This window comes from Actinoallomurus acaciae (genome assembly GCF_042429965.1).
GTDB lineage: Bacteria > Actinomycetota > Actinomycetes > Streptosporangiales > Streptosporangiaceae > Actinoallomurus > Actinoallomurus acaciae.
In genome coordinates, this window is sequence record NZ_JBHLZP010000967.1 from 1 (window position 1) to 1,631 (window position 1,631).

2 protein-coding genes are annotated in these 1,631 nt (G+C 73.2%); one reads left to right on the top strand and one right to left on the bottom strand.

Annotated features, from left to right (window positions below):
• The coding region (locus ACFFNX_RS49435; protein ID WP_378213416.1) for a serine hydrolase domain-containing protein at positions 1 to 1,077 on the top strand (1,077 nt) is incomplete at its 5' end.
• Positions 1,078 to 1,081: 4 nt separating this feature from the next.
• Here the strand turns inward: ACFFNX_RS49435 and ACFFNX_RS49440 are convergent.
• A partial coding sequence (locus ACFFNX_RS49440) for an alpha/beta hydrolase family protein (protein ID WP_378213417.1) occupies positions 1,082 to 1,631 on the bottom strand: 550 nt, incomplete at its 5' end.

The following is a 1,631-nucleotide window of genomic DNA, read 5'->3' on the forward strand; positions in this document are numbered from 1 at the left end:
CTCGACCGGCTCCGGCGCGACGCCGCCGCGATCACCGCGCTCGGCGTGACGGGCGTCCAGGCCCGCCTGACCGGCCCCGGCGGCCGGACTCTGACCGCCACGAGCGGCGTCGCCGACCGGACGACCCGGCGGCCGGTCTCCCCGGACGGCTACTTCCGGATCGCCAGCGTCACCAAGGCGTTCGTCGCCACCGTGATCCTGCAACTGGCCGGCGACGGCAGGCTCTCCCCGGGCGACCCGGTCGAACGATGGCTGCCCGGCGTGGTCTCGGGAAACGGCAACGACGGCCGCGCGATCACCATCGGCCAACTGCTCCAGCACACCAGCGGCATCCACGACGACTATCCCGACTACACCTCGGCGGAGGACTTCTACCGGCACCGGTACGACATCCACCCGCCCGGGCAGATCGTCGCCCGGGCGATGAGTCACCGCCCGGACTTTCGGCCCGGTACGGACTGGAATTACAGCAACACCGGCTATGTCCTGCTCGGCATGATCATCCAGCGGGTCACCGGGCACCCCTGGCACGAGGAGGTACGGGACCGGATCGTCCGGCCGCTCGGCCTCGAACACACCTTCTGGCCGGGCGCCGCACCCACGCTGCCCCGCCCCCACGCCGAGACCTACCAGCGGTTCCAACCCGGCGAACCGCTCACGGACGTCACCGAGCAGGTCGGCTCGGGCACCAATGGAGAGGCCGGGCTCGTCTCCACCACCGCCGACGTCGACCGGTTCCTCCGCGCCCTGCTCGGCGGCCGGCTCCTGCGCCCGGCGCAGCTGGCGCAGATGAGGCACACCGTTCCCGTCAACGCCGAGTACCAGAGGCTCATGCCGGGCGCCCGTGACGGGCTGGGGCTCTTCTCCCGCCCGCTGTCGTGCGGCGGGGTGTACTGGGGCCACGAGGGCGGCGACGCCGGCTGGATCACCGCCGACGGTGTCACCGCCGACGGCCGGCGCGGCGTCACGGTCTCGCTGTCGGGCGTGATCGCCGAATCACCGGACGACGTCCTGCACGTGGAACAGGCCGAGAGCGAACTGGTCGACGACGCCCTGTGCACACACGCACGGGCTTGAGGTTCTACGTCCGGCCGGCGCGGCGCGCCTCGGGATCGAGGTGTCGTCTCAGGAAACTCACCTGATGGCGCAGCAGGTCCGCGGTGGCCCGTGAGCCGATCGCCTGGTGGCCGACGCCGGGCAGGAGCACCACCTCGTGCAGGCGCCCGGCGGCCAGCAACGCGCCGGACAGGCGCACGGTGTTCGCCACATGCACCTTCTCGTCGGCGAGTCCGTGCATGAGCAGCAGCGGGCGGGTCAGCGCGGGCGCCTCGTCCACGAGCGAGCACGCCTCGTACCGCTCGGGGAACTCCGCCGGATGGCCGAGGAACCGCTCCCGCCAGAGGGCGTGGTAGAGCCGCTGGTCGGTGACTCCGGCCCCCGCGACCGCGGCGTGGAAGACGTCCGGCCGGCGCAGGACGGCCAGCGCGGCGAGCGAGCCGCCGAAGGACCAGCCGCGGATGCCGACCCGGCCGGGGTCGAGGTCCGGCCGGAGCCGCGTGGCCTCCCGCACCGCCGTCACCTGGTCCTCCAGCACCGGCCCGACCACGTCGCGGTGGATCGCCCGCTCCCAC